Annotated in this window: 9 protein-coding genes and 1 rRNA gene; 4 read left to right on the forward strand and 6 right to left on the reverse strand. The window is 36.9% G+C overall.

All coding sequences use genetic code 11. The annotated features are described in order from the left end of the window. Nucleotides 1-29 precede the first annotated feature (29 nt). From rplA to mutL, 4 genes are all read left to right on the forward strand, one after another. Complete coding sequence (gene rplA / locus EOJ36_RS11770; protein ID WP_127805627.1) at nucleotides 30-728, forward strand: 50S ribosomal protein L1; 699 nt, start codon at nucleotides 30-32, stop codon at nucleotides 726-728. Nucleotide 729: 1 nt separating this feature from the next. Next, a complete protein-coding gene (gene rplJ, locus EOJ36_RS11775) occupies nucleotides 730-1,263 on the forward strand; it encodes a 50S ribosomal protein L10 (protein WP_127805629.1) in 534 nt (177 codons plus the stop codon). Nucleotides 1,264-1,328: 65 nt separating this feature from the next. Beyond that, nucleotides 1,329-1,715, forward strand: coding sequence for a 50S ribosomal protein L7/L12 (gene rplL, locus EOJ36_RS11780; RefSeq protein WP_127805631.1), 387 nt, complete (start codon nucleotides 1,329-1,331; stop codon nucleotides 1,713-1,715). Nucleotides 1,716-1,788: 73 nt separating this feature from the next. Beyond that, complete coding sequence (gene mutL, locus EOJ36_RS11785; RefSeq protein WP_127805633.1) at nucleotides 1,789-3,642, forward strand: DNA mismatch repair endonuclease MutL; 1,854 nt, start codon at nucleotides 1,789-1,791, stop codon at nucleotides 3,640-3,642. Here the strand turns inward: mutL and proC are convergent. From proC to rrf, 6 genes are all read right to left on the reverse strand, one after another. Then, nucleotides 3,639-4,439: a pyrroline-5-carboxylate reductase gene (proC, locus tag EOJ36_RS11790; protein ID WP_127805635.1), complete on the reverse strand. Its 801-nt coding sequence runs from the start codon at nucleotides 4,437-4,439 to the stop codon at nucleotides 3,639-3,641. The genes mutL and proC overlap by 4 nt on opposite strands. Before the next feature lie 8 nt (nucleotides 4,440-4,447). Beyond that, nucleotides 4,448-5,566 (reverse strand): TlpA family protein disulfide reductase, encoded by a 1,119-nt coding sequence (locus EOJ36_RS11795; protein ID WP_127805637.1) that lies wholly within the window; start codon nucleotides 5,564-5,566, stop codon nucleotides 4,448-4,450. A gap of 1 nt (nucleotide 5,567) precedes the next feature. Continuing rightward, nucleotides 5,568-7,031 carry an Asp-tRNA(Asn)/Glu-tRNA(Gln) amidotransferase subunit GatB gene (gatB, locus tag EOJ36_RS11800; protein ID WP_127805639.1) on the reverse strand — a complete coding sequence of 488 codons (1,464 nt, stop codon included), beginning with the start codon at nucleotides 7,029-7,031 and terminating at the stop codon, nucleotides 5,568-5,570. Between the two features lie 63 nt (nucleotides 7,032-7,094). Then, complete coding sequence (locus EOJ36_RS11805) at nucleotides 7,095-7,487, reverse strand: MerC domain-containing protein (protein ID WP_127805641.1); 393 nt, start codon at nucleotides 7,485-7,487, stop codon at nucleotides 7,095-7,097. Beyond that, nucleotides 7,484-8,032 carry a hypothetical protein gene (locus EOJ36_RS11810; protein WP_127805643.1) on the reverse strand — a complete coding sequence of 183 codons (549 nt, stop codon included), beginning with the start codon at nucleotides 8,030-8,032 and terminating at the stop codon, nucleotides 7,484-7,486. Before EOJ36_RS11810 ends, EOJ36_RS11805 begins: the two co-directional genes overlap by 4 nt. A gap of 128 nt (nucleotides 8,033-8,160) precedes the next feature. Beyond that, nucleotides 8,161-8,272, reverse strand: a 5S ribosomal RNA gene (gene rrf / locus EOJ36_RS11815). Between the last annotated feature and the right edge of the window lies 1 nt (nucleotide 8,273).

Here is an 8,273-nt window from a genome sequence, read left to right on the forward strand (position 1 = left end):
GGAAATTAAACCAAAATTAATTAAAGGTAATGGCAAAACTTACGAAGAAACAAAAGGAAGCTCTTTCCAAATATGATCCGACTCAAGCGTACTCGCTTGACAAGGCGGCTGAAATTTTGAAAGAAATTTCCTATACAAAATTCGACTCCTCTGTGGATATTGATATCCGTTTAGGTGTTGACCCTCGTAAAGCAGACCAAATGGTTCGTGGAGTTGTTGCTCTTCCTCACGGTACAGGTAAAGACGTTCGCGTTTTAGTACTTTGTACTCCTGACAAAAACGAAGAAGCAAAAGCTGCCGGAGCTGATCACGTAGGATTAGATGATTATATCGCAAAAATCGAAGGAGGTTGGACCGATATCGATGTGATTATCACTATGCCAACTGTGATGGCAAAATTAGGTCGCTTAGGTCGTGTTTTAGGTCCACGTGGACTTATGCCTAATCCAAAGTCTGGTACAGTTACTTTGGAAGTAGGAAACGCAGTGAAAGAAGTAAAAGCTGGTAAGATTGATTTCAAAGTTGATAAAACAGGAATCATTCATACATCTATCGGTAAAGTTTCTTTCGACGCTGCTAAAATCGCAGAAAATGCACAAGAAGTTATCAATACTTTATTGAAATTGAAACCTTCTTCTGCTAAAGGTACTTATGTTAAATCAATCAATTTGTCTTCAACAATGTCTCCGGGCGTTATTATCGACAAAGGGACGGTAACTGGCTTGTAAGATGACTAGAGAAGAAAAAAATCAAATTATTGATGAGTTGAGCGAAAAGTTCGCTGCAACTCCGTACTTCTACATTGCAAGTACTGCTGGTTTAACTGTTGCAGAAGTTTCTGACTTCCGCAGAATGTGTTTTCAAAGAGGTTTAGAGTACAAAGTGTTCAAAAACACTTTGATCGCTAAGGCTTTAGAAAAAACAGGAACCGATTATTCAGCATTTAATACTGAAGTTTTGAAAGGTATGTCAGGTATCATTTTCTCTCCAGAAAATGCTAAAACTCCTGCTAAATTGATCAAAGATTTCAAGAAAGAAGCTGGAAAAGACAAAATTACATTCAAAGGTGCCTCTATCGAAGGTGGTTTGTACATTGGCGAAGGTCAATTAGCTGCCCTAGAGAATATCAAGTCGAAAAACGAGATGATTGGAGAAGTTATTGGATTACTTCAATCGCCTGCTAAGAACGTGGTTGCAGCTCTTAAGAGCAGTGAGCATAAATTGGCTGGATTGGTTAAGACTTTATCTGAGCGCCCAGAATAATTTACAAATGATTTATCGGGCTTAGCCCACAAATATTAATTTTTAACAATTAAATTTTTTTTAAAATGGCAGATTTAAAAGCGTTCGCTGAACAATTAGTGAACTTAACTGTAAAAGAAGTAAATGAATTAGCTGCTATCCTTAAGGATGAGTACGGAATCGAGCCAGCTGCTGCTGGTGCTGTAATGGTTGCAGGTCCTGCAGCTGGTGGCGAAGGTGGTGGAGAAGCTGCTGCTGAGAAATCATCTTTCGATGTGATCTTGAAGTCAGCTGGTCCTAACAAATTAGCTATCGTAAAATTAGTTAAAGACTTAACTGGTTTAGGTTTGAAAGAAGCTAAAGATGTAGTAGATGCTGCTCCTAAGGCTGTTAAAGAAGGCGTAAGCAAAGACGAAGCTGAAGGTTTGAAAAAATCTTTAGAAGAAGCTGGTGCTGAAGTTGAATTAAAATAATCCAACCTTCTGATAATAAAAAAAGGGAATGGCAACATTCCCTTTTTTTTGTTAAATTGAACCTCTATTTACCATGCAAGACCTAATAAAACTCTTACCTGATGCAATCGCAAACCAAATCGCCGCCGGCGAAGTGGTGCAACGCCCTGCATCAGTTGTAAAAGAATTATTAGAAAATGCCATTGACGCCGGAGCTACGTCCATTCAATTAATTACCAAAGATGCTGGCAAAGCACTTATCCAAGTAATTGATAACGGCTCAGGGATGTCGGAAACTGATGCCAGAATGTGCTTCGAGCGCCATGCGACCTCCAAAATACGTAAGGCTGAAGATTTATTCCAAATTAAAACGATGGGCTTTAGAGGCGAAGCAATGGCGTCTATAGCTTCTGTTGCTCAAATTGAATTAAAATCAAAACGAGAAACAGATGAGCTTGGAACCTTCATTCGAATCGAGGCTTCCGTTTTAAAGCAACAAGAAAATGTATCTTGCCCAACAGGTACATCCGTTTCAGTTAAAAACCTTTTTTACAATATTCCCGCAAGAAGAAATTTTCTAAAATCTAATCCCGTTGAAATGCGTCATATTTTAGACGAATTCCAACGTGTAGCCCTTGCACACCCTAACATTAAATTTTCCCTCAACCAAAACGGCGAAGAGGTTTATAACCTACCCGCAGAAAGTTTGGGTAAACGAATTGTGGATTTGTTTGGCAAAAATTATAGAGAACAACTAGCCCCTTGCGAAGAGGAAACTAGCTATGTCTCCATAAAAGGCTATATTGGAAAACCTGAAAACTCAAAAAAAACCCGTGGAGAACAATTCTTTTTTGTCAATGATCGTTTCATCAAAAGTACCTATCTCAATCACGCGGTTTCAACTGCTTTTGAAAGATTAATACCAGAAGGCAATTTCCCCTTCTACGTTCTGTTTCTGACCATTGATCCATCACACATCGATATCAATGTTCATCCAACCAAAACAGAAATCAAATTTGATGACGAACGCTCTGTCTATGCAATTGTACATGCAGCCGTAAGGAAAACATTAAGTGTAAATCATTTAATTCCTTCCATCGATTTTGAAACCAATACAAATTTTTTACAAAATCTAGGAGCAGCAAACACCTCTTTTCCGAAAACACCTCCTTCCGTTTATTCTAGCCCTATGCCTGGACAATCGGCAAGGGCAATTAACGATTCATGGAAAAAATTATACGAAGGTTTAAGCGATAGCGTAAATCAATTTGAAAGTCAAATGGGCCTAGATTCCCAAGATTTGTTCAAGCAGGATATCCACAATCCTTTTCCTACCTTACAAAGCAAGGCGAATGATTTAGGTTCGGAAAATACCGGTAGAACTAAAATGAGATTCGTTCCTGTCACCCAAGGATATATTGGCATTACGCGTGCAGACGGTCTCATGGTTATCCACCAAAAAAGAGCCTACCAACGAATACTTTTTGAACAATTTATTGATTCATTAGAGAAAAAAAATGGCCCCTCTCAGCAGCTATTATTTCCAGAAACTTTACAGTTGAACCCGAGTGATAAATTATTGTTTTTAGAAATTTTGGAAGAAATTAAACATTTAGGATTTGACCTTTCCCCTAATCCAGATGGCACTTATTCCATTTCAGGAATTCCCACAACACTCGGAGAGGAAAGTCCACAAGAAATTATTGAAGATTTATTGGAACAATTGAAACACGAATCTTCCGAAAAAACTGTTCTAAACCAAGAAAAGCTGGCTAGAATTATGGCAAACCGAACGGCTGCCAAATTTCATTTAAAATCACTTTCTGAAGAAGAAATGCAAAGTCTAATTGAAAGATTATTTGCTAGCTCCCAACCTACTGTTTCCCCCAACGGCGATTTAATTTCTAAATTATTAGATAAACACTTTTTGGAGCATTGGCTTGTTTAACCTGCCAATTCTTTGGCTCGCTTTTGAGCAGCAAAAATCCCATCTTTCAAACCTTCACCTACTCCTTTTTCTCCAAAAGTTTTCAAAGCTGCCTCTGTAGTCCCCCCCTTTGAAGCCACAGCCTGAATCAATTCATCTAGAGTTTTATCAGAAGTCTGCATTAAATGATAAGAACCCAACATCGTTTGTTTAACCAACAAAGAGGCCATAGCAGAATCAAAGCCCATGGCTACACCAGCATCTATCATTTGCTTGACGATATAAAAATAATAGGCGGGACCAGAGCCACTCAAAGCTGTAACGGCATCTATTAAATCCTCCTGCTCCAAAAATACCGCTCTACCCGTACTATTAATCAAATTTTCAACCTTACGAATATCAGACAATCCAACTTCAGGAGCTGCCGCAAAAGCCGTCATACCCATTCCCAATAGAGCTGGGGTATTAGGCATAGCACGAATGATGAGTGGATGCTGTAAACTTTCTTGGATTTTCACAATAGGAATACCTGCCATAATGGAAAGCACCAATTGATTCGATTTTATAAACTTTTGAGCTTCCGCTGCAACCGAAGGAAAATCTTGAGGTTTTACAGAAAGAATTATCAAATCAACCTCTCCCAACTTTTCGGAAATAGTATCTACCACCACTCCGGCTTTTTGCTCTTGCAGATCTGCACCCCTTTCTGCACTTTTTTCAATCAATAAAAGGTTTTCCTTTGAAACCAAATTGTACTGTATGAAAGAATTTGCAAAAGCCATTCCCATGTTTCCGCAACCAATGATACCAATTTTCATGTTGTATTTTACTTCTTAAATAAATTCAATAAAAAATTATCCAAACTAGGTCCACGCAATCCTTTGGCCACTATTTTCCCATCTGGACCCACCAAATAGGTCATAGGAATGGAATTAACTTGGTAGGCCTGAGCAGCCACAGAGTTCCAATACTGCAAATCCGAAACATGTTTCCAAGTCAAATGATCGTTTTCAATGGCACGTAACCAAGCTGCTTTATCCTTATCCAAACTTATCCCTAAAATCTCAAATCCTGAGTCTTTATATTTTGCATAGGTTTTTACAACGTTGGGATTTTCTTGTCGACAAGGTCCACACCATGAGGCCCAAAAGTCTAATAATACATATTTGCCTTTTAAACTTGATAAAGCCAATCGTTCACCCGTTGGAGTTGGCAAATCAACTTCTGGGGCATCTGAACCAATATTTACCCCCTTCATGCGTTTCAAGTTTTCAAGAAAAGGTTTCACTTGTGGGTGGTTTGGTCGAGCTACTTTGAATTTATTACCAATATCTTCTAAAGTGGCTAATTCTGTTTCGGCAGGTAGGAAATTAGTTGCCCATAATGCCACCAATTTAGTTCCCATAACTGGAATTAATGCCTTAATTTTATTTACTGTTTCTTTTTGTGAAATTGCAAATTCAGATTGAATTCTCGCTTGAGCACTTGGATTCTTCTTAAGCTCCTCATTCCAAGTCTTTACCTTTGTTTCAAGTGCTTTCGAATACTCCATTATTTGAAGCATGTATTTGATATTATCTGAGGACCCTTTGATCGAAAAGGTTCCTGGTTTTTCGGGAGTACTTATTCCATCTGCTTGAATTTCTACTTTATCCCCTTCATCAATAATGGCTAAAACTTTTTGTGGATTTGGAACATCAAAAAAATTAACCAAATAAAACGCTCCACCATCTAACACTTTACCGGTGAATTTTACAGTTTTTTGAGCATTAGGTAACATTGAATCAACCTTTACGATCTGACCCCTTACATTGATATATTCTAAATAAATTTTACGGTTAGGAATGACTTGATTTGCCTTAGCCACTATTTCATAATTTTGCGCATTTGTAACAAATGAGCTCAATAATGCCAAAAACAATACAAATGTTACGATTTTTTTCATTTTATTTTCGATTTTCCAAAGCTTCTGCCATTAATTGATTCAATCTTTTGGGATCAGCCGTACCTTTGGTTTTCTTCATCACATCTCCCATAAACATGGCTAATAAACCCTTTTTACCCTTGTGATATTCCTTTACCTTATCCGGAAAATTATTTAATGTATCTTCGATAATCGTATGTAACGAATCTTCATCCGGTTTATTGGCCAACCAACCTTGTTTTTCTACAATTTGAATAGCATTTTCAGTTGGGTTTGACAAACACAATGGAAATAATTGGTGGGATGCTAAATTATGAGACAAAGTCCCTGATTCTACTAAATCAATTATTTCGGCCAAACGATCCGCACTTAATGGAAACTGTGATATCTCTAAATGGTTATCGTTCAAATAGGATTTAACAGGCCCCATCAACCAATTTGAAATAGCTTTAACTGCTTTGGTTTTTGAGGCAATTTCCTTAAAATAATCTGCCATTTCTTTCGACTCAGCTAAAAAATGTGCATCATATTCTGGCAAGTGATAAGTATTAATAAATTCTGCTTCTTGCTCCCATGGCAATAAGGGCATCTTAGATTTTATTTCAGCAATCCACTTTTCCGTAATTTCCAAGGGTGCTAAATCTGGTTCTGGAAAATATCGATAATCGTTCATAGTTTCCTTTACACGCATGGAATGTGTTTTTCCTGTATGCGCATCAAAAGTTCTTGTTTCCTGAACTAATTGCTCACCATTTAATAAAGCTTCAGACTGACGAAAACATTCATATTCAATTGCTCGCTGAATATTTCGGATAGAATTCATGTTTTTGATTTCCACCTTTGTACCTAATTTAGTCTCCCCAACTTTTCGTAAAGAAACATTGACATCGGCACGAAGGCTACCCTCTTCCATGTTACCATCACAAATTCCTAAGTATCGAACCAATTTCCGAACCTCCGTAACCAAGGCAAAAGCTTCTTCTGCAGAGTGTAATGCCGGCTCGGTAACCATTTCAATTAAGGCTGTACCTGCGCGGTTAAAATCTATAAAACTATACGGATTATCCCCTTCGTGTATCGATTTGCCGGCATCTTCTTCTAAATGAATGTGATGAAATGGAATTTCTTTGGGTCCGGCTTTCAAACGAACCTTTACAGCACCTCCCATACAGATTGGTGTTTTATCTTGGGTTATTTGATAACCTTTAGGAAGGTCAGGATAGAAATAATTTTTACGGTCAAAATATTGTTTAGAGGTAATTTCTGAACCAATTGCCAAACCCATTTTTATAGCAAAATTAACCGCATTGATATTTAATTTCGGCAAAGTCCCTGGGTGTCCCAAGGTAATTGGTGAAATTAAGGTATTTGGGTCCTGACCAAACAAAACAGGGTCACTAGCAAAAATCTTTGAATTAGTTTGTAGTTGGGCATGGATTTCAAGACCAATTACTGGTTCAAAAATGGTTGAATCGAAATTACTCACAAATAATTTGGCTAAATAAAAATTTAGTAAAGATACAAAAAGGCATAGAAAAACTCTATTTTTTTAGGCCTTACAGCGACAAGTTGACTTATGTCGGTAATTAATATAATAGGCTAAACTGATAAACACTCCTAAACTAAGTCCAAATAACCAATTTATAGAATTATTATGTAATAAAATTTCAACAAGTTTTGAAAAAATAGCAGCCAATAATAGAATCAGGGGTTGAATTTGACGATGTTTTCTAAAATCGGAATACAGTAAATAGCTTGCCAATAAAAAACTAGAAGCAACTAAAGACCATTCTACACTTTGATCAAATGCAAAAGAAGAGGCAAAATAGGGTGCAAAAAACAATAATAACGGTAGCGAAAGGCAATGAATTGCACACAATAAGGAAAGAAACATTCCAAATTGCTCTATAGGCAGCCATTTTTTAAGTTTACGCTTTGTCATTTAATAATTATTGGAAAACTTACATCAGAATCAGTAGAACCAATATTCTCATTTATACCATCTTTTACATCCTTTCCATGTACAGGAGGTTGATGCAAAAGAATTACACGAAGATTTCCACCTCCTTTATTAGAACCCTTTATTTTATTTTTAAGTCCAAGTTTCCGTCCTTTTGAATCTTTATCTAGAAATTTAACATTTATGAAATCTTCTGGAGTTGATTTAATTAAAACCAAATGTGCATCAGATTCTTTTTCAATTTCTTCAGTTTCATCGGAAACATTTAAACCGGATTCATTTAAATAAGAAATTTGCAAATAATAGTTTTGATTTTTATCTAATTGAACCAAATCTCCCTTTCCTTCACGCCAAAAATAATTGGTACCAGATTCGGTTTCCAATTCATTATCGGAAAAACTTTCGCTTACGGGAACAACAGTTAATTGAACAGTAGTTATACCTTCATTATCATCAGAAACATCTATGTTATTTCTGGAACAAGAAAGAACACTTATAAGAAAAAGTAGTAGACCTAGGTGTTTCATAAAAATGCAACAATGTTGCAAATATAGTATAAAAAGGCTAAAAATAAAAGGGAAAGCGAAAAAGATAGATGAATAGGCTAAAAAAGAGGACAAAAAAAGGCCCGCAAATCTACGGGCCTTGAATAATACTTTGGAGCTTACTTACTTTCCCGGGTTTGATCCCAGTATCATCAGCGGTGCGGGGCTTAACTTCTCTGTTCGAGATGGGAAGAGGTGAACACCCGTCCTATCGGCTCCATAA

The sequence above is a fragment of the Sandaracinomonas limnophila genome (assembly GCF_004005965.1).
Taxonomy (GTDB): Bacteria; Bacteroidota; Bacteroidia; order Cytophagales; family Spirosomataceae; genus Sandaracinomonas; species Sandaracinomonas limnophila.

Coding starts and splice junctions, on each gene's coding strand:
- rplA (WP_127805627.1), top strand. CDS start 30: ATGGCAAAACTTACGAAGAAACAAAAGGAAGCTCTTTCCAAATATGAT.
- rplJ (WP_127805629.1), top strand. CDS start 730: ATGACTAGAGAAGAAAAAAATCAAATTATTGATGAGTTGAGCGAAAAG.
- rplL (WP_127805631.1), top strand. CDS start 1,329: ATGGCAGATTTAAAAGCGTTCGCTGAACAATTAGTGAACTTAACTGTA.
- mutL (WP_127805633.1), top strand. CDS start 1,789: ATGCAAGACCTAATAAAACTCTTACCTGATGCAATCGCAAACCAAATC.
- proC (WP_127805635.1), bottom strand. CDS start 4,439: ATGAAAATTGGTATCATTGGTTGCGGAAACATGGGAATGGCTTTTGCA.
- EOJ36_RS11795 (WP_127805637.1), bottom strand. CDS start 5,566: ATGAAAAAAATCGTAACATTTGTATTGTTTTTGGCATTATTGAGCTCA.
- EOJ36_RS11805 (WP_127805641.1), bottom strand. CDS start 7,487: ATGACAAAGCGTAAACTTAAAAAATGGCTGCCTATAGAGCAATTTGGA.
- EOJ36_RS11810 (WP_127805643.1), bottom strand. CDS start 8,032: ATGAAACACCTAGGTCTACTACTTTTTCTTATAAGTGTTCTTTCTTGT.